Here is a 25,376-nt window from a genome sequence, read left to right on the forward strand (position 1 = left end):
TAGCCATTTATTTATGCATAAATGCTACCGTACCACCTACCCAATCAAAGTTTTGATTATAACGCACGCCTATCATCTTGCCACGACTTAATCTCGCCAGGTTTACAGCCAGTGTAGGTGCTGTATCTCCGTCAGGCCAGAGGTACAGCAGGCGTATTTCTATCTTTACTCCACCATCAGGCGACTCTAAAACGGGCACATAATCAACCTTTTCCTGTAATATCCAATTTTCTGGATCAGGGATTTTTGCAATGTCATCGTCCATAATATCAATGATAACACCCTGCCCTGCAAAACTGAAAAGCGGTTTTAGCACATAATTATGTAAGTCCTGAGGGACTTGTTTTATATCGTTTAAAAAATGTGTGTCAGGCACATACTCACCTTTTAAAAAGGGCATGGTAAACTTACTGATGCGGTAAAACCAGTTGGGGTGGGTTATCCATTCTACATCAAGCGGCTGGCGTATATCAACCACTTTGCTAAATACGTCAGGGTCGTTTTCTATTTTATCAAATATCAGGCGGTTGTATATGCGCTTTACCTGCTTTTCATCGCCTAATGATGTTTTATAATAAAGTTTGTTCCCTTTCTGTATCAGATCAGCCAGTGATACTACCAGTGTACCTATGTATTTCTCAGTAAGGTAAAAATCAACAGCGGTTTTTTGGTTAGGCGCATCTACATCCATCAGTACTACTTCATCGGGCTTATAAGGGCCAATTATGGTTTTACGAAGCAAATCAATATAACTGCTTTTGGTCAGGCCGTTAAAAAAAATCGTTTGATTACCTGCGATGTTAAAAGAGTGCCGGTAATTCTCGCACAGGTGTAACTGAAAACCGTATAATGATGGGAATCCCTGCATCTCTATGAGCTTAGGCACAATGTTGCCGGCCTCATCCTTACAAACGCCAAAATCAAGGGCTAGAAAATGCGGGTGCTCATTCTCATTGGCAACGCGCCATTTATCAGGTATAGCGCGTTCGCTTAGTTGTTTAAAATTATCCTGACAAATAACTTTAATAATGTCGGTCCCTGCCTCAATAAGCCTGTCCCTAAAATCATCAGTAAGAAAAACCGGGGTCTCTGCTACCCTAAATTCAAGCGGCCTTTTAAGGCCTGTATTAAGGTCAACCAAAAAATCAGCATATTTTTCTTCAGTAAAATTTTGGTTAAAAACGGTCCTGACAGATGGGTTCATAACTGGTTAACTGATCGGTACATAACTTATAACGAACATTATATTACTATTGTTACGCCTTATTTACACTACGGTACGAAGCCGGTTATTATCCATACTTTAAAAGGGAAGGCCTTAAGTATTTTCACTTAAGGCCTTCCCTTTTAAAGTAGTTTACTGATACTGTATGTATATAGGCGCAGGTTTATATTTAAGTACTTCCTGCGGTGTAAGCATGTGGTGAGGGGCTTTCTTTAAGTCGTTTTTATAAAACAGCTTAAACCCTGTAAATTGTACCGGCTCGGGGAATATAAAGTTACGGTAAGTGCCTAATTTCAGATCTGGTTCGCCCCAGCCATCCATATCCATTACAACCTGTACTTCGGGGTGTAATTTAATGTTCTTATAGTTAGTAACCATTTTACGTGTAAAGCGGTGCACGATCAATATTTTAGGTGGCAGTCCGTTTTTCTTTACCAGGTTAGCCAGGTAATTGCTTACATAGTTAACATCAGCAGCATCATAAGTGCCTATTTTTTTGCCGGGGCGGGTACCATCTTTCATAGAGAACTCAGGGTCCATACCAAAATGTACCTGTGGCATTTTTAAATAAGGTTCCAGTAAAGGCAATTCGTCTTTTATAGTGCTTAAGGCCACCTGTACATCAAGGAAAACTATTGCATGAGCTTTCTTAGCTAAAGTAAGCACGCTGTCAATCTGTTTAAACGGCATACGGTAGCGGTATTTACCGTCTTTACCGCCGTCACCCTGTGCTACAACGGCAATGTAGTGCAAGGCAGGTTGTACCGGTGTTTTAGGATCTGCCTTCTCCCAGTTTTTTACCTCTCCCTTAAGTTTGGCAATCATTTCATTAGGCGGCAATTCGCCGAGTATTCCCATCTTTTTTGAGTACAGGTTACCATAAAACGCCACTACCCTTTTAAAAGGTAAAATAGCGCCGCCCAGCGGGTAAGGCTGCCCTTTAACAGGCCATCTGCCGGTAGTGTCACCATTGGCCAGGCGCTTCATCAACGAATCGTACAGGGCTTTGTCAGTTGGCGGATAGCTTGATTTAACGACACTTAAGGTATCAGCATCGTTCTTAGTCTTATCTTTTTTTGTGGTATCGGCAGCATTGCTGGTTTTTTGGTTGCCGTTACTTTGGCTGCAATTGGTAAATAATATTACAGAAAAAATCAATGCAAAGCCGGGGATTAATATGCTTTTTAATTTCATAGGGTAGGGGGCAGCAATTGTGCTTGTGTGTTTGTTTGAGTGATTTAATGTTGGTTAAATATACCGGGTATAAATATAGAAATAGAAGAGTTAAGCACCCTTATTTTTAAAAAATTTTCCGAATACCCCTAACGGTAGCTTAGGGCCGGCAGTGGCCTGCAGATAAAGTTCGCCTATCTCGAGGTTTTGCACCTGCGGGAAAGCATTCCTGATTAGGTTTTCAATGATCACCGATGAAAACCCGAGCGAGTAGGTATTTAATATCAAGAAGTGCTCTTCAGGGTCAAGCAGTTTAATAACATCCTGTATCATCTCATTGATGTTATCTTCCAGCTTCCACTTTTCACCATTAGGGCCGTTGCCGTAGGCGGGTGGGTCCAGGATAATGCCATTGTATGTTTTACCACGTTTTACTTCACGTTTAACAAATTTGAGCGCATCCTCAACCATCCATCGAATATCTTTGAGGCCAGAGATTTCCTGGTTTTCATTAGCCCAGGTAACCACCTGCTTTATCGAGTCGACGTGCGTGGTATCGGCACCTGCTGCTTTGGCAATTAATGATGCACCGCCGGTGTAGGCAAACAGGTTAAGTACCTTAGGTGATGGCGTTTTAAACTTGCGGATATTATCTGATATATAATCCCAGTTTACAGCCTGTTCGGGAAAAATACCCACATGCTTGAATGAAGTAAGCCCCAGACGGAATTTAATGGCAACGTCCTTGTTCTTGTATTCAATGTGCCATCTGTCTGGCGTTTTTGGTGACTTTTTTAGCCAATCGCCCGCGGTGGCAGACCGCCCTCTGAATTTAATGTGATGCAGTTTTTGCCATTCGGCTTCGCTTAGTGCTTTGTCCCACACTGCCTGTGGCTCGGGGCGTATCAAAATGATGTTGCCAAAACGCTCCAGCTTTTCAAAGTTGCCGCAATCAATCAGTTCGTAGTCTTCCCAGTAGGTTGGCGTCAGCAGTTGTATCATTATCTGTTTTTAGTCGGGAGGCTGGTAATTACCAAAAACTCCTGTTAGTAATAATTTACAAATATAACAACCTTGCCCCGTTAATCAATCAGGTTTACGCGGCGCAACCATGCCTTTAACGTTTACCGATATGGTGCTGGCATGTTTCATGCCCAAAGTTTCACCTGGTTTGGTGGTCAGGTAAAGCTTTAAATAAGTATTCATGATAGCTGTTGATACCTTGATATAATTCTTTTCGGCATCTGCGTCTCCCATAAAGGGTACAAGCGGTTTGTTGTAATGCCATACGCCGGCAGAGTCTACCGTTGCCTCGAAAGAATATTCGAAATCCTGGTAAGCCTTGTTAATGGTAATATCATAAGTTGGGGTCAGATAATCATCATCTGTACTATATTTATTATCCAGCAGGCTGGGTTTGGTTTTCCGTTTTACCACATTAACATTAGGGATTTTGCTGATCAACTGAACAGGCTGCGACGCGGAAAAAGCCTTTTTGATATCAGTATTGGCTTTAGCTACAAGCTTGCGTACAAAAGCGCTGTCCTGCGGGGTGGCGCGCTGCAGCACGGATGCATCGGTATGTAATTTATTCTTGATAAAATCTTCAGAATACAATTTCATCACCACCCTGGATTTGTTGATGTCTATGGAATCGCCCTGAGCTTCTAGCAGGTTAATTACCAGGCTATCCTTGCTCATCTTCTTCAATTTCAGGAAAGCATGGGCAATATTGAATACTGAATCGGTACCCAAAGCCAGTGGGAAATTAAAAAACGCGTCTTTTACGGGGCTGTATAAAGCCGCCGAATCTGCTGATACGAAGCGCAGTTTCCAGTCGGGGGTTAAATGATAACCATATTCATTAAACGACAAGCCGTTTGTTTGCCTGCGCGATACTTCTATGAAGGTGATGCCTTCTACACTCTTGAACGAGACGGTTGGTTTTTCGCCATGACCGGGAGTGTTAGGCCTGTATTTACAGGCAATAAATGTTGTTAAGAAGGCTGTCGAAAAAGCAATGTTACGTAGGGCTACTTTTGTTGTGGCGTACATGCAGCTAAAATATGTAATATTTGTAATTAATCATCCCAGAACATCTTCCAGCACTTCATGCGACCGGATGTTTCCAAACCCTTCTACATGCAGCGCAAAATATTCCAGTAATTTGCTGATGAGATAACGGCGTTCGTCATTACTTAGTTTTACAGCATCAACATTACTGAAGTTACTTTGCAGCAAGGCATAAAAATTTTTAGTGTGAGGTGGTGACAGATAATTCAAGCTCTCCGGTTTGTAATTGCTGAAAATACCGTCTTTCATATCAAAATAATCGCCTTGTTTGCCATGCGGGTAAAAGCCAAGGTATCTGCTTAGCTGTAATAAAAATAATAGGTGGAAGTTTGCCAGACCGGTAGTTTTATGATCAAGCAGCTCGATGGCGTTAAATACAAAATCAAAAAGAGCGTCATCAGCGCTTTGTTGCTTGATGGCCTTGTACAATACCTCATTCAGAAACATGGCAATGCAGCTTTTAATTACATGGTAAGGGACGCTTTGTAATAAAGGTACATTCTTTAACTCTGTTATGCGCTGCACGTTACCATTGCTTTTGTGGTAAACTACCATATCAACAAGCGAAAGCGGTTGCAGCATATTGCGGCCAATTTTAGCCTTGGGTTTTTTAGCCCCATTGATAATGTAAGATTGCAGCCCGAACTTTTCGGTAAAAATCTGTACTACCACGCTGCTTTCACTATAGTCTGTTGTTTTGAAAACTATTCCGCGGGTTTTATGCAGCATGTAACAGTTTTATAATTTTTGGTATAAAAATAACAGCGCCGGTACCCAACGAAAAAAAAGCGACCAGCAATACCGCAGCGGCACTTATATCTTTAACATGGCCGGCAAGTTTATTATAGTTGGGCGATACCAGGTCGGTAAGGGTCTCAATGCCGGTATTTAATAATTCGGTTACCAGCATCAGCATAACGCATAACATTATCCATTGCCATTCGTCGGCACTTACATTTAGCCACCAGCCAAACACAATAGCCACAATGGCTGCTGTTACATGTATCCTAAAATTTTGCTGGGTTGTAAAAGCGTATTTTAAGCCTTTAAACGCATAGCCAAAACTAAGGATAAGCTTTTTCATGATTTACTTTACGCGGCTTTGTTTAAACTGGTTGAAAATTAAGATCAGGAAACTGATGCACCCTGCTAAGCCAAAACCGGCAGTGGCACCACGTACAATATTCATCATATCGTTATTCTGCTTGTTGGCAAAGAAAAATTCTATCCAATACAAAACACATGCTACGGCCAGCAATATCACCGTACGCCTAACCTGATTTTTCATTTTAAAATATTCTTTTATAGCAGCCTTTAAAAGCATTGTTAACAGCACACAAATATATTTTATTTATGTTAGCAATGCATTGTAACGTATTATGGATTTAAAACTAACCAACAAAGTTGCCATTGTACTGGCAGCCAGTAAAGGATTAGGTAAAGCAATAGCTTTAGCCTTAGCGGCCGAAGGAGCGAGGGTTGTCATTGGTTCGCGCAGCCAGACAGAATTAAATAAAACCGCTGAGGAGATTGAACAGGCTACCGGTAACCAGGTAACCGCTATAGCTGTTGATGTAGCCAATGCTGCAGAAGTAGGCAGCTTTATACATAAAGTTGCGGAAACTCATGGCCGTATAGATATCCTGCTGAATAATGCCGGCGGGCCGCCTTTTGATAAGTTTGAAAACTTTGATGACGAGCAGTGGCAAAAAGCATTTGAACTTAATCTGCTCAGCATGGCGCGTACAAGCCGCCTGGTATTGCCTTATATGAGATCAACCGGAAGCGGGCGGATCATCAATATCATCAGCGGCTCGGTTAAATCTATACTTGCTAACTCCGTATTATCCACCGCTATGCGAATGGGGGTTGTAGGTATGGCCAAATTGATGGCTGATGAGTTTGGGCCTTACAATATCACTGTAAACAATGTAGCCCCAGGCTTGATACTGACTGACAGAATCAAACACACGCTTCCGAAGGATGTTGATCCGGATGAAGCGGTTAAAGAAAAGGCTAAAGCCATACCTTTGGGCCGCATTGGCCAGCCGCAGGAACTGGCTGCTTTAGTGACTTTCCTGGCATCGGAACAGGCATCATATATTAGCGGGCAAACTATACAAGTTGATGGTGGCGCCGGACGTAATATTTATTGATATAATCAGCAGCCATCTTTTGACTTCCGCATGTTTTAAGTTTTGGTATAATTGCAGCCGAAAATGGAAACTATATCATCAAAAAAATATAAGGCGCTTACCAAGCTTTCAACAGGTGATTTTAAAGCGTTTTTGTACGACTGCGACGGTACCCTTGCCGATAACATGGGTGCTCATAAGCAAAGTTATATCCGTGTGGCAGCCGATGAAGGGGTGGTGATTGAGGGCGATATTATTGATGAGTTTGCCGGTTTGCCTATTCTTAACGTGATTGGCGAAATCAATAAACGCTATAATACCAATTTCGACCCGGTAAAGTTTACGGCTAAAAAGCACCAAATATTTTTTAATGAGTTTATTGAGCAAACTCAGCCCATTGATTATGTGGTTAACCACCTCATTAACCATGCTGGGAAGGTGCGCATTGGCGTAGTATCCGGCGGCAGCCGCAATTCAGTTGAAAAAACATTAAAAGTATTAGGGATTGATCATTTGGTAGAAGTATTGGTTTGCGCGGGTGAAACGCCCAACGGTAAACCTTATGCCGACCCGTTTTTAGCCGCCGCCGAAAAGCTTGGTGTTGAACCACAGCATTGCCTTGTTTTTGAAGATGGCGAGCCAGGTGTGCAGGCTGCTATTGCTGCTGGTATGCAATGGGTAAGGATTGATAAGGTTTAATTGCAGTTAATATCACTCTGTTGTGTTTCCTGCGTAATAGTTGTGTCAGTAATATAGCCCTGGGTATCTTTCGACCACCGCCGCTCTTTGATAAAGTGTCATTGCGAGCGATACCGCGGCAATCTTATAGGACAAGAGAATACACTGAGATTGTTTCGTCGTTCCTTACAGCAATGACGTCACTTGTATTGAGTCAGTCTGAGCTGTCGAAGACTTGTACGCTATTTAATTGTTCGACAGGCTCACCATGACAGTTCAGTTGTAGATTGCTTATTCCTTTGCAATGATGTGAAACTCGTTGCCTTTCGCCTACGCCGAAATGTGTTAATGACAACGCTTTGTCACCTGAATTTTCATAGGTCTGATTAACAGCTATTTAACCGTGTTCACGGTGTTCACTTGTGTGTTCGTGAACATTATTAAACGTCCATCGCATCGTAAACTATTACCTGCGCGGGTTTAAGTATTGCACTTAAACGTTTGTAAATGTAAGCGTCGATGTTTACAATACCTTTATCCAGATTAATATACCCGGACAGGAAAAACAAACTTACTTATTCATCATCTTATCCCTTACGGCTTTAAACTCCGAACCTTTTTTCCAACCCGGAAAAGTTGTCTCATTGCTAAGTTTGACACCTAACCGGTACATGAGGTTAGCGGTTTGCGCCATACCCTTAGTATCCATATCATCACTGTATTGGTCTGATGGCTGGTGATAGCGCTGATCGTTATACTCTTTAAGCTTTTCCTTGCCAAAATCTTCGCCGCGCTGTATGCTTTTGGCGCCGTTATGCAAGTCGAGCGCCGGTACCCCTACTTTGGCAAAGTTAAAATGGTCAGACCGGTAGTAACTGCCCGAACCGGGATTTTCATCGCCCACAACATCCCAGCCTTTTGGCTTGGTAAGTGCAATCACGTAATCGTCAAGATCGTTTTGTCCTTTGCCGGTGATAGAAAAATTGCTGGTTTCGCCAAAATCAGACAAGGCATCGAGGTTGAGGTCGGCAACGGTTTTATTTAGGGAGTAGATGGGATGCGTGGCATAATATTCAGATCCTAATAACCCCTGTTCCTCTGCGGTAACTGCCAGGAAAACTATAGAGCGTTTGGGTTTTTCTTTTTGCTGCGAAAACTTTTTAGCTACAGCCAACACCGCTGCCACACCGCTGGCATTATCAATAGCGCCGTTGTAAATGCTGTCGCCTTTTGCATCAGGTTTACCAATGCCAAAGTGGTCCCAGTGTGCCGTGTAAAGTACAGTTTCATCAGGCCTTTCTGTTCCCTTCAGAATACCGATTACATTGTTGGATTTTGCATATTTAAGCGTGTTTTTAATCGATATGGAAACTGTACTGTTCAGTGGTACAGCCTTAAAAGCCTTGCTGCGGGCATAATCACGGATATTACCGCTGATGCCTGCGCTGGCAAGCAGCTTGGTGGCCGCTTCTTCGCTTATCCACCCTTCTACCTTGCAGCGGTTCATGTGTTTATCGGCTTGCTGTAAATATAATTTAGAACCCGTAAAACTGTTTTGGATCACCTGCCATCCGTAGCTTGCAGGTTCCGTTTGGTGAACAATAAGTACACCTGCTGCCCCCTGTCGCGCAGCTTCCTCATACTTATAGGTCCAGCGGCCATAATAGCTCATGGTATCACCTTTAAATAGTTTCTCAGGTGCTTTAAAGCCCGGGTCGTTCACCAGTACAACAACAGTTTTGCCCTTTACATCAAGGCCTTTGTAATCATTCCAGCCAAATTCTGGCGCTACAACGCCAAAGCCGGCAAAAACCAGCGGCGAATTTTTCAGCGTCAGTGTATCCTGCTCGCGGCGGGTGGCTGCAACAAAGTCGGTACCAGGTTTTAGATCCATACTTGCCTTACCGCCCACTTTCATATTGCCGGAAGTTGAGGTTATCTCTACCATTGGTACTTCCTGAAAATAACTGCCATTATTTCCAGGCTCAAGTCCGAGCTTTTTATACTCTGAGGCGATGTAAGCTATGGTTTTTTCTTCGCCTTTGCTGAAAGGTTTACGGCCAAGCAGCGAGTCGTTGGCTAAAACGGCTATATGGTGCTTGATATCTGCAGAAAGGCCGGTATCAACGGCGTTGAGTGCTGTAGCTTTATCACTATTACTTGTGCATCCCGCAAACAGGGCAGCAGCAGCTATGGCAACTAATGCGTTTATTTTCATGGTTGAGATGTGTTTGACTTCAAATATAGGAAAGGCGCATTTAATTTTTATTATAGGGTTTATTTAAGTTAAAGTTGATATCTGATCACGAAAAATGTAATATTGCTAATAAATAAACCTTATGCATAATTATAAAATTTCTATAGCCGCATTGGCTATTTGCCTGTTAACTTTTTTGAGTTGCAAAAAAAGCGCGGAAAACAATCCTAACCCTGTAGCAGATAACACTTGGACACTCGACGGCAAAACATACACGGTAGGAAGCAGCAGTCATTACAGTTTAGTTCCTCAAAAAAAAGGTATTTTGTTTAAAGACGGTAAAGAAGGAAGTAAAGCCGCCTTATTTATTATGTTTAAAGAGTACCCTACTACTGCAGGTAAGTATAAATTTGCCCGGGAAAATAGTGAAGCACCTGCAGCAGATGAATGTTATATTGATGCATTTGATGAAAGCGGTAGAGGATATTATGATGCTTACCATGATAAAGATTACTTTATTGATGTAACTATACAAAAAGATGGAAAGATAGCGATTTCTGTACCTCAGATACTTGTTGCTCCGCCATCACCAAGCCTTTCTGTAACCTTAAAAGCTTCGGTTTACGAGAAATAGGAAATTCAGTATCATTAACGGACAATTTCTATCATCTGCCTCCGGTCCTTGAATAACTCTATTTCTTTACTGCGAATAAAAGCAGAAGAAATGTATTCCACTTTTATAGCACGGAATTGATACTGGTTCTTATGTTATCAGTAGGTAAAGCTTAGGTTGCTATAAGCATTACTCTTAGTTTTACCAATTAAAATACCTATTTTTGCAACCTTTAAAATTCGAGGCGAACATATTGATGTACAAGGAATATAAGCAATTAGATCTATCGAAAACAGGCAAGGAAGTACTTGATTTCTGGAAACAGAACAACATCTTTGAGAAAAGTATCAGCAGCCGCCCGGCAACTAACCCTTATACATTTTACGAGGGTCCGCCAAGCGCTAACGGTATGCCGGGTATCCACCATGTAATGGCCCGCTCTATCAAGGATATTTTTTGCCGTTATAAAACCCTTAAAGGTTACCAGGTTAAACGTAAAGGCGGTTGGGATACCCACGGCCTGCCCATAGAGCTGGCAGTTGAAAAAGGTTTGGGCATTACAAAAGACGATATCGGCAAAAAGATATCCGTTAAAGAATATAACGACGCCTGCCGTAAGGAGGTAATGAAATATACCGACGTATGGAATGACCTTACCGAAAAGATGGGTTACTGGGTTGATCTTGAAAACCCTTATGTTACTTACGAAAACGAGTACATTGAAACCCTTTGGTGGATCTTAAAAGAACTTTACAATAAAAATCTTTTATACAAGGGTTATACCGTACAACCATATTCTCCAAAATCGGGCACCGGCCTTAGCTCGCACGAGCTGAACCAGCCGGGTACTTATAAAATGGTAAAGGACACTACCATTACCGCCCAGTTTAAGGTAAAACGCGATAGCGACTCGGAGTTTTTGTTTGATGGAGTTGATACGGATGTTTTCATCCTGGCATGGACAACTACCCCATGGACACTGCCATCAAATTGCGCATTAGCTGTTGGTGAAGACATTACTTATGTTAAGATAAATACCTTTAACCCTTATACCTATAAGCCGGTTTGTGTGGTGCTGGCCAAAGAACTGGTTGGCAAATACTTTAAAGCAGATGGTGAAAATGCCTCTTTTGATGATTACAAAGGTGGCGATAAGATCATCCCATGGAAGGTGGCAGGCGAATTTAAAGGCACTGACCTGGTTGGCATCCATTATTACCAGTTAATGCCTTATGTAACAAACGAAGATCTGGAGAAAAATGCTTTCCGCGTTATTCCTGCTGATTTTGTTACCACAGGTGATGGTACAGGTATTGTACATACCGCATCTGTTTTCGGCGCAGATGACTTTAGGGCATGTAAGGAAAACAACGTGCCATCGGTAATGGTGAAGGACGAGTTTGGCAAGGATGTACCACTGGTTGATAAGCAAGGCCGTTTTGTAAACGAGGTGACCGACTTTGCCGGCCGTTACGTTAAGGAAGAATATTATACTGATGCTGAGCGCTCGGCTGCTGATTTTAAAGCGACCGACGTTTTGATCTCTATAAAATTAAAAGAAGAAAACAAAGCCTTTAACGTACAAAAGTACGAGCACAGTTACCCCCACTCCTGGCGTTCTGATGAACCTATATTATACTATCCGCTGGATAGCTGGTTCATCCGTACCACTGCCGTTAAGGATAAGATGGTGGAGCTAAACAAAACCATCAACTGGAAACCGGAAAGCACCGGCACGGGCCGCTTTGGCAACTGGCTGGAAAACCTGGTGGACTGGAACCTTTCGCGCTCACGCTACTGGGGTACCCCACTGCCTATCTGGCGTCCAACAGTTCGCGCTGTAACTTCGACTGTTGGTGCTAATACAAAAGTCGAAGAGTTTAAGGATCTATGTATTGGTAGCCAAAAAGAATTAATCAATTGCGGAGAGAATTTCAGATCGCGATATTTTCATTTAAATAGAATTGCTTCTGATATAAATGATAATTCAGAGGCTTTTTTCAAAAAATACCATTCGATCATTGGTGACAATGATATTTTGTCTTTAGGGGAAACTTTTGAAGGTGCTTTTGCCAATTCGCGTATTATACATGAGAATTCTTTCAGAGAAAGGATAAAAAAAACTGCAATAAGTGGTGAGATATCGTTGGATGAACTTAAGAGTTTGTTGACGACTTTAAACGGACTTCCTGAATTTGAATCTTTTATTGAAGATTATTCTGAAGACTTAAATCAATATTTTTCAAACAATGAAATAGACCTTCATAGGCCTTACGTAGATAATATAGTAATTATAAAGCAAAGCGAGACTGCTGGAAATATTTTTTATTATAGAGAACCAGACCTTATTGACGTTTGGTTTGATAGCGGTGCAATGCCGTATGCGCAATGGCATTTCCCTTTTGAGAATAAAGAAGAATTTGAAGCAGCCTACCCAGCTGATTTCATTGCGGAAGGCGTTGACCAAACCCGCGGCTGGTTCTTTACCCTGCACGCCATAGCCGTAATGCTAAGCGAAGCAAGCGACGAAGTAAAAGCCGTTAATGAGAAGGTTGGCAACCGTGGTATCGCGTTCAAGAACGTTATCTCGAACGGTTTGGTGTTGGATAAAAACGGTAACAAAATGTCTAAGCGTTTGGGTAATGGTGTGGATCCGTTTGCTACTATAGAGCAGGTTGGAGCCGATGCCGCCCGCTGGTACATGATCAGCAACGCATCGCCGTGGGATAACCTTAAATTTAATACGGAGGGTTTAGACGAGGTACGCCGTAAGTTCTTTGGTACGCTTTATAATACTTACTCGTTCTTTGTGCTTTACGCTAACATAGATAAGTTTAAATATGAAGAGGCCGATATCGCTATTGAAAGCCGCCCTGAGCTTGACCGCTGGATACTTTCGCTGTTGAATACGCTAAGCCAGGAGGTTGACGGATATTACGCCGATTTCGAGCCGACCAAAGCAGCCCGTGCGGTACAGGAGTTTGTAGACGAGCATTTAAGTAACTGGTATGTACGTTTAGGCCGTCGCCGTTTCTGGAAATCAGATAACTCTGAAGATAAGTTATCGGCTTATCAAACGTTATATACTTGCTTAATTACTATCAGCAAGTTGATGTCGCCTATAGCGCCGTTCTTTGCAGAGCGTTTATACAATGACCTTAACAATGTTACCGGCAAAGAAGAATTTGAATCGGTTCACCTGGCTTACTTTCCTGAATATCATACCGAGTTAGTTGATAAGGCCCTTGAGGAGCGGATGCAACTGGCGCAGGATGTTTCATCATTGGTATTATCATTACGTAAGAAGGTTGAGATACCTGTAAGGCGCCCGCTTAGCAAGATATTACTGCCTATATTGGATAGTAACTTTAAACAGCAGGTTGAGCTGGTAAAGGAGCTTATACTTTCTGAGACCAATATAAAAGGAATAGAATACATTACAGATACCGCAGGTTTTATTAAAAAGAAAATAAAGCCGAATTTTAAAGCCCTTGGCGCTAAAGTAGGTAAGGACATGAAAGATGTGGCTGCGGCTATAAATGCTTTAAGTCAGGAAGATATCACCAAACTGGAAAGTGAAGGAACCATCTGGATACTCGATGGTAAATATGCTATACAGCCTTCAGATGTAGAAATAATAGCCGAAGACGTACCAGGATGGCAAGTTGCAAATTTAGGAAAACTAACCGTGGCTTTAGATGTTACGATAACCGAACAATTGAAAGAGGAAGGTTACGCCCGCGAATTTATCAACCGCGTGCAAAACCTGCGCAAAACTAAAGGCTTTGAGGTTACCGATAGGATAGGCGTAAAGGTAAATTGTGGCGAACAGGTATGGAAAGCGGTAGAAAATAACCTTAATTATATTTGTGCCGAGGTTTTAGCAGATAGCATTATACACCATAATGCGCTAACCGAAGGCGATAAAGTTGTAATTGACGAATTTGAGATATTGATGGCTATAACTAAAAGTTAAATGGAAAACGAAAAAACAAGGTATTCTGACGCAGAATTAAAGGAATTTAAAGAGTTACTGTTAGATAAGCTACGCAGCTCTAAAGAAGAGTTGAATTCGCTTGCTTCATCATTAAGCTCACCAAACGCTAACGGTACAGACGATACAGCTGGTACATACAAAACGCTTGAAGATGGCTCGGCTACTTTGGAAAAAGAACAGATCAACCAGTTGGCTGCCCGTCAGAAAAAATTCATCGAGCAGTTGGAAGCCGCTTTGGTACGTATAGAAAACAAAACCTACGGTATCTGCCGCGAAACCGGTAAGCTTATTCCTAAGGAACGTTTGCGTGCTGTGCCGCATACTACGCTGACAATGGAAGCTAAAATGAAGCAGTAAATGAAGGCAGCTTATACAAAACCTTTTTTAACTGCTGCTTTTATTGTACTACTTGACCAGATCATCAAGATATGGGTAAGAAAACACATGGTCCTTCAGGAAGAGATCCACTTTCTGGGTGATAGGGGTATGCTGCATTATACCGAAAACAATGGTATGGCGTTTGGCATGGAGTTGGGTGGAGAATTTGGTAAACTTGCCCTTACGCTTTTCAGGATTGTGGCCGTATGCGGTATTGGCTATGCACTGGTACACCTTATCAAACATAAATATCACCGGGGGCTGATCATGATGGTGGCATTGATCCTGGCAGGTGCACTGGGCAATATTATCGACTCTACATTTTACGGTATCATTTACAATTATGCCGGGCTGTTTCATGGCAGGGTAGTGGATATGTTTTATTTTCCGCTGCTAACAGGGCATTTCCCAACCTGGGTACCCATGTGGGGAGGCGAAGAATTTATCTTTTTCCGGCCGGTATTTAACCTGGCTGATGCTGCCATATCAGTAGGGGTTATAATGATACTAATTAACCAAAAGCGCTATTTTAAACACCAGGTGCCCGAGGTTAGCAACCCTAACAGCGAGGTTGTGGAGGAGTAACAAAGAATAGCAATATATATTCATTCAAATAAAAAGCCGCTTTATGCGGCTCTTTTATTTTGATCAGGACTCTGTTAACTCGCCCCTTAAATCCATCTCAAGGCAGCGTTTAACTTCTTTAGGGTCATCAATTTCACCAAGCAGGTACATCATCTTGGTAACTGCTGCCTCATAGGTCATATCGTAGCCATTGGCTACGCCGATATCTTTTAATTGCTTGCTGGTTTCGTAACGGCCAAGTTCTACAGTACCCACCTTACATTGCGAAATATCTAATATTACCTTGCCATTGTCAATCGCTTCTTTTAACAGGTCTACAAACCATTGCTCGGTAGTGGTATTGCCGGCTCCAAAGGTTTCCATTACAATGCCCCTTACATCGGCATCCAATATGGTTTTAACCACTTTAGGGCTTATGCCAGGGTAAAGCTTTAACACGGCAACATCGCTAACCAGGTTATTATGCACCTTTAACGGGCCTTCTCCGGGTTCACGTATATCATTAATACTAAAACGCAAATGTACTCCAGACTCAGCAAGGATAGGATAATTTGGTGAGCGGAAAGCCTCGAACTTTGATGAGTTGTATTTAAACGCACGGTTGCCCCTGAAAAGCTTATAATCAAAATAGATACAAACTTCAGGCACGCGTGAGCGGTCGTTCTTTTTTGCTTTGGCTATTTCAATAGCGGTCATCAGGTTTTCCTTAGCGTCTGTACGTACTGCGCTAATGGGCAATTGTGAGCCTGTAAAAATAACCGGCTTATTGAGGTTTTGAAGCATAAAGCTTAATGCCGAAGCGGTAAAAGCCATGGTATCTGAACCGTGCAGGATAACAAACCCATCAACCTGATCGTAATTCGCTTCTATAAGTGCTGCAAGCTCTCCCCATATCTCGGGGTTCATGTTTGATGAATCGATAATTTGTTCAAACGAGTGAACCTTTATTTTGCAGTTAAGCTTCTCCAGTTCAGGCACATTATCCATTATCTGTTCAAAATTAATGGGTACCAGCACCTTGGTAACAGGATCGCTCATCATACCTATTGTCCCTCCGGTATAGATGATCAGTATTTGGCTCATTTAGGTTATTGGGGTTTATGCTTGTAAAAATAGTAGTTAATTATATACCAAATATCTTTTTTGAATTTTCTGTGGTGACATTTGCCACCTGCTCAATAGATATCTGGTGAAGGTCGGCAACTTTCTGGGCGATATAAGTTAAATAGGAGCTTTCGTTTGGCTTACCACGAAAAGGTACAGGTGTGAGGTAGGGTGAATCAGTTTCCAAAACTATATGATTCAGGCTGATGTGCGGAACTACCTTATCCATCCCGCTGTTTTTATAGGTAACCACACCGCCAATACCTAGGTAAAAACCAAGTTCTGTTATTTTGTGCGCCTGTTCAAGCGTTCCGGTAAAACAATGGAATATGCCACGTAACAGCTTGTCCTGTTCTTCAACTAACACCGTATATACTTCATCAAAAGCGTCGCGGCAGTGTATCACTATCGGTAACCTGAGCTGTTTGGCCCATTTGATCTGTAATCTGAATGCTTGTATCTGCTCAGTCAAAAGTGTTTTATCCCAATACAGGTCTATACCTATTTCGCCAATCGCATAAATCTTATGCTGGTGCAGCGCCGGCTGAATTACTGCCAGTTCCTCTTCCCAATTATCTTTTACCGAACAGGGATGAAGCCCCAGCATCGGGTAACAATTGTCCGGATAAGCCTCCAGCAGATCAAACATCATAGGTACTGAAGCCGCGTCGACATTTGGGAGGAATAATCTATCAACATTGCTGGCCTTGCAACGCTCCATCAGTTCGGAGCGTTTGGTAATATCGGCCTCATAATACAGGTGTGTATGGGTATCAGTTAGCACCATGGCGCAAAAATAAAAAAGCCCTCGTTTCGGAAGGCTTTTATATTGTCATTTAATTTTTCTTTTTAATGGTCGACCGTTTTCTTACTGCGGTTTTTTTCTTTAACGGAGTTGTAACCGTTTTATGCGGAACTCTTACAACTTTTACCAGCTCCAGATCGAAAACAAGCGGCGAGAAGGGCTTAATATCTTCACCGGCGCCGTGTTCACCGTAAGCCAGGTTAGACGGAATGATAAACGTTGCTTTGCTGCCTTCATTCAACAGCAACAGTCCTTCGTCCCAGCCTTTAATTACCCTGCTGGTGCCTACTGCAAAGCTAATAGGCTCGTAAGTGCGGCCCGGCTGGTTTAGGCCGGCTGCTTTAGCATCTTCCTCTATGCTGCTGTCAAACACTTTGCCGTCAAGGGTGCGGCCGGTATAGTTTACATATACCGTATCTCCGGAAAGAGGCTTTGGTTTTTTTCCTGCAGTTTTAACAATATATCTTAACCCGGAGGGGGTAATTCTTGGCGCTAATTTATTTGTTTTTAAATACTCTGCAAGCGAAGCAGATTCGGCAGTTTTCAGTTTGGTAGCTTCAGCCTGTAATTTAGCCATTGCTGCATTCCGTTCGGCCATAGCCTCTTCTAATGTTTGCGCCTTTAATACTTTTATGTTGAACACCATATATCCGCCTTTGGTGAACATTGCGGGCATTTCGGTTTCATGGCCTTTAAATACGGTATCAACAGGTACTTTTATAACCGCGCTGTCATTAACGCTTAATAACGGAAAAACATCCATCAGATCGGCCGGATTAGTTGATGGCCTTATCTGTGTTCTAATAGGCTGACCCTGCTCATAAGTACTGAACAATACCGAATCCTTTTCAGTTTTTTGAACAGCCTGAAAGGTGATCACATCATTTGGGGACAGCTTTTTGCCCGGATTGGCCGAAAAAATTTGGCATTGTACGCCCTTGCCTGTGGTTTGCACCTGTGCTGCTGCTTTTAAGGATGGCAGGCATAAGGCTAATAGTATATAAATAGTATTTTTCATCATAAAAAAGCCCCCCGAATTTACCGGGAGGCTAAGTTTTAATCTTTTATTATCTAACGGCCGGCGCTGCAGGTTGTGCAGTTTTTGGCGCGTTAGGGTTAGGTTTAATTATATTAAGTATTTCAATATCAAACTGAAGTGGTGCAAATGCAGGTATCAAACCGCCTGCGCCCTGCTCGCCATAACCCAATGCTGATGGGATAATAAAGGTCGCTTTAGATCCTTTGTTTAATAATTGTAAACCTTCGGTCCAGCCTTGTATAACCGGGCTTTGTGCTACAGCAATTTTAATAGGCTCATATTTACGGCCCGGGTTAAATGCTTTTGATTTTTTTGCTTCATCCTGGAAACTGCTGTCAAATACTTTTCCGTCAAGTAACTTTCCAGTATAGTTCAATACTGCAGTGTCGCCTGGAACCAGGTTAGGTCCGCTGCCGGGTTTAGTGATCTGGTATTTAAGGCCAGATTTGGTTGTGGTAACATTCAGTTTTTTATCAGCAACAAATTTGTCAATCTTAGCTGGCTCCTGTTTTTTTATGGCGTCAGTCTGTGCTTTAAAGTAATCAGTTATATGCGCCTGAAAAACGGCATCAGTAGCGTTGCCTTTTGCAATTACCTTCTCAATTTTAACTTCGTAGATAATGTATTTACCTTTTATTCCGGGAGGCTTAGGCGCGCCTTTTTTAAACATCGAGTCGATATTTAATTTGATGGTTGCGCTGTCGCCTTCGCTCAATAAAGGGAAAACTGAAGTTATATCACCTTTTTTAGGCGCTTTTTCAACTATCTGTGGTATAGGACGGCCCATATCATAAGTACTGCCGATAACTGAGTCGCTTTCAGTTTTCAATATCAGGTTAAGGCTGATGAAATCGCCTATTTTGATGTTGGGAGTTGATTTATCTGTACGGATGTTATATAACAGGCCACCTTCTCCCTGTTTAAATCCGCCCTTGCAGCTTGCCAGCCCTAATGCAGCAACTGCTATGATCATTAAGTTCTTTCTCATGTTTTGTTTAATTCTTATTGTACTAATAGTTTTTTATACTCGGGTAATATGTTTTTAAATTTCTGAACGGTTTCTTCAAGCGATGTTTCTGAGTGACCTCCGGCTGCATTACGATGGCCCCCACCGTTAAAATATTTTTTGCAGATTTCATTTGCCGGAAACTCTGCTTTTGAACGTAATGAAAGTTTTACTCTGTCGGTCCTTTCAACAATAAAAGCGGCAAGCCGTATAGTGGCAATAGAAAGTGCATAGTTTACAATTCCTTCGGTATCGCCGGTATTAATATCAAACCGTTGCAGGTCGGCTTTATTAACAGCAATTATAGCGGTATGGTATTCGGGCAAAATTTCCAGGCAGTTAGCAAGGCAGTGGCCTAAAAAGCGTAGTCGGTTTTCAGACGCGCTATTGTAAACCAGCTCGTGTATCCGCGAATTGTTGGCACCTGCATCAATAAGGTTGGCAACTATGCGGTGTACATCAGATGTTGTATTTGGTAACCTGAAAGATGCAGAGTCTGTCATGATGCCTGTGTACAAACAGGTTGCCACATCTTTATTAATATACTCAGGCTTTTGCAGCACATTCACAATAAAATCATAAACCAGCTGCGCTGCTGCACAGGCATTGATGTCCCAGTGGCGGTAGTCGTCAAAATCTTCGGGTTCCAGGTGATGATCTATCATTACCTTATATGCACTGCTTTGGCCAACAAGCACGCCTAACTCGTTGATACGGCTAAGCGCGTTAAAGTCTAAACAAAAGATCAGTGCGGCATCAGCAACAAGTTGTGCGGATAGTTCGGTATTGTCTGTATAAATAATAACTTCTTCGTTACCTGGCATCCAGGTTAAAAACTCCGGATAATCGGTAGGTGTAATAACCTTAACGTGATGCCCCTGCTGTATAAGGTAATTATATAGTCCTAAAGAAGACCCCATGGCATCACCATCCGGTTTATGATGAGTGGTAATTACTATTTTACAGGGCTGAGCTAAAAGTTCAGTAAGCGAGGTTAAATCCAACATCAATTTTTAAAGAGCTGCAAAGCTAAATAAATTAATTAAATACAAACACTATATTTAACGTAAAAGCTTTAGTTTTCAGTTATAAACGCTAATTTTGCGCCTCTTAATATAAAGCATATTATAATGGCAACTAACAGAACTTTTACAATGATAAAGCCCGATGCTGTTGCAAACGGCCACATCGGTGCAATATTAGATCAGATAACCAAGGCAGGTTTTAAGATTATTGCGCTTAAATACACCTCATTAAGTACTCAAAAAGCAGGCGAGTTTTATGCTGTACACAGCGAACGCGGCTTTTTTAACGATTTAGTTGGCTTCATGACATCGGGGCCTATCGTAGCTGCTATTTTAGAAAAAGATAACGCTGTTGCAGATTTTCGTAAACTGATTGGCGCTACCGACCCAGCTAAGGCAGAAGAGGGTACCATACGCCAGCGTTTTGCAAAATCAATTGAAGCAAACGCGGTACATGGTTCAGATTCTGATGAAAATGCCGAAATTGAAGGCAATTTCTTTTTCTCAGCTTTTGAAAGATTTTAACTCTAAAAATAAATGAGCCACAATTTAGGGCTCATTTATTTTTTAATTTGGTAATGTTGATGTGCTTGTATATCTTTACCTTATAAAATTAGTAATAACCTTTAGCCATTATGAAGTTGCTGTTTAAGTATATCATCTACTCTGTAATAATTGTAGGTATTATTGTGGCTTCTATGGACATTTTCAGGAATCATCCTGAGGCGCAGTTTGCTTTTATCTTCCCGGGTATATTCATGCTTGCATTTTCGCAGATAATGGATGATAGCTTTAAAAAAGTAAGTACCCGTTTACGTTTATCACGCGGTAGGTAATCATAAAAAGATTATATCCTCTACCAGTACTGAATTTGCTTCGTCGTTAATTTTTTGGATAATCTGGTTACGCATCATTACCAGTTCGTTTTTGATAACTGATGACTCGATCCGCAAAAACAGTTTTTTATCATTTATAAAAAGTTCTTTTGTACGGTTAGCAACCGATTTGCCAACCAATTGCGGCCAGGCGGCAATAACATGCGTTTCGTCATAACGCCGTTTGATCTTGTATACATTAAGCATTTGCTCAATAGCTTCCTTGAGCGATTTGTCATTGGCCTTACGCATCTATTTGCCCTTCCTTTACTTTAAATAATTTAACATCAACATTAATTTTATTAAATATATCCTGCACACGTTCAATACTGGTGTCGGTGATAAATACCTGCCCAAAATCGTGGTTAGATACCATTTGCATTAGTTTGGTGATCCTGTTATCATCAAGCTTGTCAAATATATCATCAAGCAAAAGCAAGGGTTTAAAACCTTTTTGCTGTGTTAAAAACGTGTATTGGGCTAATTTCAAGGCAATTAAAAAAGACTTTTGCTGGCCCTGTGAGCCAAATTTCTTCATGGCCATGCCATGTATGCTGAATTGTAAATCGTCGCGGTGTATGCCTGCACTTGTGCGTTCTAATATACGGTCGCGCTCATGGTTTTTTTTAAGCAGGCTTTCAAAATTATCAGTCAGCAATGGCGACTCATAATTTAGCTCCACCAGTTCCGCATCGCCGCTTATAAATTGATAATGCATATTAAAGATAGGGGTAAAGCTATCCATAAAGCTGCGGCGTTTTTGAAAGATGCGGGTTCCGGATGCAATCAGTTGCTCATCAAAAACGCTTAGCAATTCAGGGTCATAACGCCCCGTATCTGCTATCTGCTTTAAAAGCGAATTGCGGTTGGTCAGTACTTTGTTATAAGCTATGAGTTCATCAAGATATTTTTCGTCGGTCTGTGAAATGACGTTGTCTATAAATTTTCTTCTTTCTTCGCTTCCTTCAATAATAATACTGATATCATAAGGAGATATCATGACCAGCGGCAGCAGGCCAATATGGTCGGCAAGGCGCTGGTAGTCCTTTTTGTTGCGTTTGAACTGTTTTTTTTGGTTACGCTTAACGCCGCAGGCAACAACTTCTTTATTTCCTTTTTTCTCAAAAATGCCGTTGATCATAAAAAAGTCGGCGCCTTGTTTAATCTGCTGGCTATCTACCGGGTTGAAATAGCTTTTGCATAACGACAGGTAATGCACTGCATCAAGCAAATTGGTTTTGCCGGCTCCGTTATTACCAACAAAGGCGTTTACACCGTCAGACAATGATAATTCGGCCTCAGTGTAGTTTTTAAAGTTGATAAATGAAAGTTGCTGCAGGTACATATTCAGGGGGGTAAATTTAAGGTTTTTGCACCGGATTGGCAGGGCTGCGGCAGTGTATAATTTTTGTTTATGTGCAAAGAGGTGTAAGTTAGGTAAAATGCTAATAAACAAACCCAAAACTTTAATTTGGTAAAAGCATTGAAAACCGTATTTTTGCAAACTTAATTTTTAAATACAGATGTCAGCAACCGAGGTGAATACTAAAACTACAGCAGAGAAAAACAGTGCTGTAAAAGGCGGTAGTTTTATTCAGGAGAACCAAAAAAGCTTATTATTCATCGCAGCAGCCATTGTTGTGATGATTATTATTTACATAGCCTATCTTAAATTGTACCTGGCCCCAAGAGAAGTTACTGCCGCCGACCAAATGCACGTAGCGCAGGATTTTTGGGCGAAGAAAGATTGGGATAAAGCTATCAACGGTGATGCTGGTTATCCTGGGTTCAAAAAAATCATATCAGATTACAGTAATACCAAAGTTGCTAACCTGGCTTATTTCTACCTGGGTACTGCTTACCTTAATAAAGGTGAGTACCGCCAGGCAATAGAAAACCTGACCAACTATCGCGGTGACGACCACATGGTTGCAGCAGAGGCCCTTGGTTGCACTGCCGACGCTTATGTTGAGCTTAAAGATTACGATAAGGCCGAAACTTACTTTAAAAAAGCAGCAGATAAAGCCGATAATAAATTTTTAACCCCGGTTTACCTCAAAAAATTAGGTTTGGTTTACGAGGCAAAGAAAGACAAAGCGGCAGCGGCAGAAACCTACAAAAAAATAAAGACAGATTACCCGGAAAGCCCTGAAGCGCAAAATATTGAAGAATATATTGCAAGGGTTGAGGCAAAATAAATATTATAAAAAATAATAAAATGTTCGGTTTCGTGCTTGTTCATTCATGCATCCGAAACCGGACATTTTTTTATAACATATACGTACATGGCAACTCAGTTAAAAAACCTTTCTGATTTTTCAAGCGCAAGCGAAATACCCTCTGCCGAAAGTTTTAGCTTTGGTATTGTTGTGGCCGAATGGAACGCTGAAATAACCAATGCGCTTTACCAGGGTGCATACAGCACTCTTTTAAAGTACGGCGCAAAGCCCGAGAATATTCATTCCTTTACAGTGCCTGGCAGCTTTGAGTTAACCACCGGTGCCGACCTGATCTTAAAAAATAAAATGGTAGATGCGGTTATTTGTTTAGGCTGTGTAATACGGGGCGAAACACGGCATTTTGATTTTATTTGCGATGCAGTAGCAAATGGAGTAACTAATGTTGCTGTAAAGTATTCAAAACCTGTTATATTTGGTGTGTTAACAACAGATAATCAGCAACAAGCTATTGATAGGAGCGGGGGTAAGCATGGCAATAAAGGCGATGAAGCTGCTGTTACGGCCATTAAAATGGCTAAACTGAACGAAACCTTAATTAATTAAAACGTTTTCATATAAAAGTTTAAACCAAAATGAAAAAGATTTTTGTAATAGCTGTAATAGCGCTTACTTTAGGAAGCCTGGCCTCATGCTCCAACAAATTGTGCCCGGCTTACGGCTCCTACCCAAGCCACCGTTAAGTATCACATCCTTTTGCCTTCTCATTAAAACTAAAAGTAGTTTTACACTGTTTTTACTTATAAACACGCGCTTTACATTATTTTTGTGCTATGGAATGGATATTGTTGGAATCGGCTGATCAAATAGAGAAGATAAAAGAGAACCAGGGCTATAGCCTTATTTTTAAGCACAGCACCCGTTGCTCTATCAGTATGATGGCTAAAAGGCGCTTTGAACTTGATTGGGATAACCTGCCTGCAGACATGCCTTTATATTTTTTAGATTTGCTAAAACACCGCGATCTTTCAAATAAAATTGCTCAGGACTTTGCAGTGTACCACGAGTCGCCGCAAATGCTGATTATAAAAGATGGAGAGTGTGTGTTAGATCAATCGCACGGCTCTATCTCTGTAGATGAGGCAGTGAGTGTAATGGCGTAATCAGATAAAAGATTTTTTAGACTAAAGATAAAGATTTGATCCGCAGAGTTGATGCTGCGGATTTTTTGTATAGATCTTAAAATTATCTTTTCTCCCCATTTTTTTCTTTTTGTGCTTTTGTCTTTCTTCTTTAATCCATTCTCTATCTGCCCTGACAGTCGTTTCACTGTAAAATAATATAACAATTGTTCTGCCTTTAGGGTGTTAATTGCTTTTTAATTACTTTTGTAATATGATAGATTTGCCAGTAGTACCAGCAAACCCACCACAACGCAAACCTGATTGGCTAAGGGTTAAGCTGCCGGTGGGTAAAGAGTATGCTCATGTTCGCGGATTGGTTGATACGCATAAATTGCACACCATTTGCGAAAGCGGCAATTGCCCTAACATGGGCGAGTGTTGGGGCGCAGGTACTGCAACCTTTATGATACTGGGTAATATCTGCACTCGTTCCTGCTCATTTTGTGCCGTTGCTACAGGCCGCCCGCTGGCAGTTGATATGGACGAACCTAACAGGGTAGCCAACTCTGTTAAATTAATGCAGGTTAAACACTGCGTTATTACATCTGTAGATCGGGATGATCTTAAAGACGGTGGCTCTATTATCTGGGCAGAAACTATCAACGCTATCCGCCGGGAAAGCCCTCAAACCACACTTGAAACGCTATTGCCCGATTTTCGCGGTATTTGGGATAACCTTGACCGTGTAATTGCCGTTCGCCCTGAAGTAGTTTCGCACAATCTGGAAACTGTACGCCGCTTAACCCGCGAAGTGCGTATACAGGCAAAATACGATAGAAGCCTTGAAGCATTAAGAAGAATATCTGATGCCGGCTTACGTACAAAATCAGGCATTATGCTTGGGCTTGGTGAAAAAGAAGAAGATGTGCTTGAGGCAATGGACGATTTGCTTGAAGCCGGCGTACATATTTTGACACTTGGCCAGTACCTGCAACCTACACGTAATCATCATCCGGTTGTAGACTGGATACATCCAGATCAGTTTGCTGCCTATAAAGAATGGGGATTGAAAAAGGGCTTTAGATATGTAGAAAGCGGGCCCCTTGTGCGCTCATCATATCACGCTGAAAAACATTTGTTTGATATGTGATGTTTCCTTTCTATCTT

27 protein-coding genes are annotated in these 25,376 nt (G+C 41.6%); 12 read left to right on the forward strand and 15 right to left on the reverse strand.

Annotated features, from left to right (window positions below; all coding sequences use genetic code 11):
* Positions 1-7: 7 nt before the first annotated feature.
* The 7 genes from ACFQZX_RS14240 to ACFQZX_RS14270 all read right to left on the reverse strand — a co-directional run bounded on the left by ACFQZX_RS14240 (position 8) and on the right by ACFQZX_RS14270 (position 5,759).
* Entirely contained in the window at positions 8-1,204 is a 1,197-nt protein-coding gene (locus ACFQZX_RS14240) for a hypothetical protein (RefSeq protein ID WP_377116520.1), read from the reverse strand.
* A 153-nt stretch (positions 1,205-1,357) separates the two neighbouring features.
* On the reverse strand, positions 1,358-2,419 hold the full coding sequence (locus ACFQZX_RS14245; RefSeq protein ID WP_377116523.1) for a hypothetical protein: 1,062 nt from the start codon (positions 2,417-2,419) through the stop codon (positions 1,358-1,360).
* Between the two features lie 90 nt (positions 2,420-2,509).
* A complete protein-coding gene (locus ACFQZX_RS14250) occupies positions 2,510-3,400 on the reverse strand; it encodes a class I SAM-dependent methyltransferase (protein WP_377116526.1) in 891 nt (296 codons plus the stop codon).
* 84 nt (positions 3,401-3,484) lie between these two features.
* Positions 3,485-4,453, reverse strand: coding sequence for a hypothetical protein (locus ACFQZX_RS14255; protein ID WP_377116529.1), 969 nt, complete (start codon positions 4,451-4,453; stop codon positions 3,485-3,487).
* 30 nt (positions 4,454-4,483) lie between these two features.
* Entirely contained in the window at positions 4,484-5,200 is a 717-nt protein-coding gene (gene recO, locus ACFQZX_RS14260; protein ID WP_377116532.1) for a DNA repair protein RecO, read from the reverse strand.
* Positions 5,190-5,555, reverse strand: coding sequence for a diacylglycerol kinase family protein (locus ACFQZX_RS14265; protein WP_377116534.1), 366 nt, complete (start codon positions 5,553-5,555; stop codon positions 5,190-5,192). The genes recO and ACFQZX_RS14265 overlap by 11 nt, the downstream gene beginning before the upstream one ends.
* Positions 5,556-5,558: 3 nt before the next feature.
* Positions 5,559-5,759, reverse strand: a complete 201-nt coding sequence (locus tag ACFQZX_RS14270) for a hypothetical protein (protein WP_377116537.1) — start codon at positions 5,757-5,759, stop codon at positions 5,559-5,561.
* A 91-nt stretch (positions 5,760-5,850) separates the two neighbouring features.
* Between ACFQZX_RS14270 and ACFQZX_RS14275 the strand changes: the two genes are divergently transcribed.
* On the forward strand, positions 5,851-6,627 hold the full coding sequence (locus ACFQZX_RS14275) for an SDR family NAD(P)-dependent oxidoreductase (RefSeq protein ID WP_377116540.1): 777 nt from the start codon (positions 5,851-5,853) through the stop codon (positions 6,625-6,627).
* Positions 6,628-6,690: 63 nt separating this feature from the next.
* A complete protein-coding gene (locus tag ACFQZX_RS14280; protein ID WP_377116542.1) occupies positions 6,691-7,305 on the forward strand; it encodes an HAD family hydrolase in 615 nt (204 codons plus the stop codon).
* 550 nt (positions 7,306-7,855) lie between these two features.
* On the opposite strand, the gene ACFQZX_RS14285 is transcribed toward ACFQZX_RS14280, so the two are convergent.
* A complete protein-coding gene (locus tag ACFQZX_RS14285; RefSeq protein WP_377116544.1) occupies positions 7,856-9,502 on the reverse strand; it encodes a M28 family metallopeptidase in 1,647 nt (548 codons plus the stop codon).
* Between the two features lie 121 nt (positions 9,503-9,623).
* Between ACFQZX_RS14285 and ACFQZX_RS14290 the strand changes: the two genes are divergently transcribed.
* From ACFQZX_RS14290 to ACFQZX_RS14305, 4 genes are all read left to right on the forward strand, one after another.
* The gene (locus ACFQZX_RS14290; RefSeq protein WP_377116547.1) at positions 9,624-10,115 is read left to right on the forward strand and encodes a hypothetical protein; all 492 of its coding nucleotides are present in this window, start codon (positions 9,624-9,626) and stop codon (positions 10,113-10,115) included.
* 235 nt (positions 10,116-10,350) lie between these two features.
* Positions 10,351-14,070 (forward strand): isoleucine--tRNA ligase, encoded by a 3,720-nt coding sequence (locus tag ACFQZX_RS14295; RefSeq protein ID WP_377117080.1) that lies wholly within the window; start codon positions 10,351-10,353, stop codon positions 14,068-14,070.
* Complete coding sequence (locus ACFQZX_RS14300; protein WP_377116549.1) at positions 14,071-14,448, forward strand: TraR/DksA family transcriptional regulator; 378 nt, start codon at positions 14,071-14,073, stop codon at positions 14,446-14,448.
* A complete protein-coding gene (locus ACFQZX_RS14305; RefSeq protein WP_377116552.1) occupies positions 14,449-15,054 on the forward strand; it encodes a lipoprotein signal peptidase in 606 nt (201 codons plus the stop codon).
* A gap of 63 nt (positions 15,055-15,117) precedes the next feature.
* Here the strand turns inward: ACFQZX_RS14305 and ACFQZX_RS14310 are convergent, their stop codons facing one another.
* Genes ACFQZX_RS14310 through ACFQZX_RS14330 form a run of 5 tightly spaced genes read right to left on the reverse strand, consistent with a single transcriptional unit; the run spans position 15,118 to position 20,015 of the window.
* Positions 15,118-16,137, reverse strand: coding sequence for an asparaginase (locus ACFQZX_RS14310; RefSeq protein ID WP_377116554.1), 1,020 nt, complete (start codon positions 16,135-16,137; stop codon positions 15,118-15,120).
* A gap of 40 nt (positions 16,138-16,177) precedes the next feature.
* Positions 16,178-16,945: a TatD family hydrolase gene (locus ACFQZX_RS14315; protein WP_377116556.1), complete on the reverse strand. Its 768-nt coding sequence runs from the start codon at positions 16,943-16,945 to the stop codon at positions 16,178-16,180.
* Positions 16,946-16,994: 49 nt separating this feature from the next.
* Positions 16,995-17,984, reverse strand: coding sequence for an FKBP-type peptidyl-prolyl cis-trans isomerase (locus tag ACFQZX_RS14320; protein ID WP_377116558.1), 990 nt, complete (start codon positions 17,982-17,984; stop codon positions 16,995-16,997).
* Between the two features lie 46 nt (positions 17,985-18,030).
* Positions 18,031-18,990: an FKBP-type peptidyl-prolyl cis-trans isomerase gene (locus ACFQZX_RS14325; protein ID WP_377116560.1), complete on the reverse strand. Its 960-nt coding sequence runs from the start codon at positions 18,988-18,990 to the stop codon at positions 18,031-18,033.
* Positions 18,991-19,004: 14 nt separating this feature from the next.
* The gene (locus ACFQZX_RS14330; RefSeq protein ID WP_377116562.1) at positions 19,005-20,015 is read right to left on the reverse strand and encodes a DHH family phosphoesterase; all 1,011 of its coding nucleotides are present in this window, start codon (positions 20,013-20,015) and stop codon (positions 19,005-19,007) included.
* Positions 20,016-20,138: 123 nt separating this feature from the next.
* Between ACFQZX_RS14330 and ACFQZX_RS14335 the strand changes: the two genes are divergently transcribed.
* Both ACFQZX_RS14335 and ACFQZX_RS14340 read left to right on the forward strand, forming a co-directional pair.
* Positions 20,139-20,558, forward strand: coding sequence for a nucleoside-diphosphate kinase (locus tag ACFQZX_RS14335; protein ID WP_377116564.1), 420 nt, complete (start codon positions 20,139-20,141; stop codon positions 20,556-20,558).
* A gap of 110 nt (positions 20,559-20,668) precedes the next feature.
* Positions 20,669-20,869: a hypothetical protein gene (locus tag ACFQZX_RS14340; protein ID WP_377116566.1), complete on the forward strand. Its 201-nt coding sequence runs from the start codon at positions 20,669-20,671 to the stop codon at positions 20,867-20,869.
* On the opposite strand, the gene ACFQZX_RS14345 is transcribed toward ACFQZX_RS14340, so the two are convergent.
* Both ACFQZX_RS14345 and recF read right to left on the reverse strand, forming a co-directional pair.
* Entirely contained in the window at positions 20,870-21,160 is a 291-nt protein-coding gene (locus ACFQZX_RS14345) for a DUF721 domain-containing protein (RefSeq protein WP_377116568.1), read from the reverse strand.
* Entirely contained in the window at positions 21,153-22,253 is a 1,101-nt protein-coding gene (recF, locus tag ACFQZX_RS14350; RefSeq protein ID WP_377116570.1) for a DNA replication/repair protein RecF, read from the reverse strand. Before recF ends, ACFQZX_RS14345 begins: the two co-directional genes overlap by 8 nt.
* 178 nt (positions 22,254-22,431) lie before the next feature.
* On the opposite strand from recF, the gene ACFQZX_RS14355 reads away from it, so the two are divergent.
* From ACFQZX_RS14355 to lipA, 4 genes are all read left to right on the forward strand, one after another.
* Positions 22,432-23,106, forward strand: a complete 675-nt coding sequence (locus ACFQZX_RS14355) for a tetratricopeptide repeat protein (protein WP_377116572.1) — start codon at positions 22,432-22,434, stop codon at positions 23,104-23,106.
* Between the two features lie 87 nt (positions 23,107-23,193).
* Entirely contained in the window at positions 23,194-23,691 is a 498-nt protein-coding gene (ribH, locus tag ACFQZX_RS14360; RefSeq protein ID WP_377116575.1) for a 6,7-dimethyl-8-ribityllumazine synthase, read from the forward strand.
* Between the two features lie 227 nt (positions 23,692-23,918).
* Complete coding sequence (ytxJ, locus tag ACFQZX_RS14365; protein ID WP_377116577.1) at positions 23,919-24,248, forward strand: bacillithiol system redox-active protein YtxJ; 330 nt, start codon at positions 23,919-23,921, stop codon at positions 24,246-24,248.
* Positions 24,249-24,480: 232 nt separating this feature from the next.
* Positions 24,481-25,359, forward strand: a complete 879-nt coding sequence (gene lipA, locus ACFQZX_RS14370; RefSeq protein ID WP_377116579.1) for a lipoyl synthase — start codon at positions 24,481-24,483, stop codon at positions 25,357-25,359.
* Positions 25,360-25,376: the final 17 nt, after the last annotated feature.

The organism is Mucilaginibacter litoreus (assembly GCF_042676805.1).
Lineage (GTDB): Bacteria > Bacteroidota > Bacteroidia > Sphingobacteriales > Sphingobacteriaceae > Mucilaginibacter > Mucilaginibacter litoreus.